General features: G+C 65.4%; 1 pseudogene. It reads right to left on the bottom strand.

The window, feature by feature from the left end:
• Positions 1 to 102: 102 nt before the first annotated feature.
• Positions 103 to 448: pseudogene (locus tag C1J01_RS54350) on the bottom strand (50S ribosomal protein L1); the annotation flags it as partial.

Below are 448 nucleotides of genomic sequence, written 5' to 3'. Positions count from 1 at the left end.
GTCCCTTAAGCTTCAAGGGTCCGCGTGGCCGAGGCCACTCGAGAGAAAACTGCTAACACCAGGATGGTTATCGGGCCGCCCGGTGCGAAAGATCGACAGCGATCAGGCAGCCAGGGTTGCCTGGTCAACACGCACGCCCACGCCCATCGTCGACGAGACGGCGACCTTGCGCAGGTACACGCCCTTGCTCGACGCCGGCTTGGCCTTGGTCAGTGCGTCCAGCAGTGCAGCCAGGTTGCTCTTCAGCGCTGCCGGCTCGAACGAGCGGCGGCCGATGGTGGCGTGGATGATACCGGCCTTGTCAACACGGAATTGCACCTGACCAGCCTTGGCGTTCTTCACGGCCGTGGCGACGTCCGGCGTCACGGTGCCGACCTTCGGGTTCGGCATCAGGCCACGCGGGCCCAGGATCTGACCCAGCGTACCGACCACACGCATCGTGTCCGGC

Origin of the sequence: Nonomuraea aridisoli (genome assembly GCF_003236395.1) — a bacterium.
GTDB classification, from domain to species: domain Bacteria; phylum Actinomycetota; class Actinomycetes; order Streptosporangiales; family Streptosporangiaceae; genus Nonomuraea; species Nonomuraea aridisoli.
The sequence above is the reverse complement of the archived record's forward strand: the minus strand, read 5'-3'. Positions and strand labels throughout refer to the sequence as shown.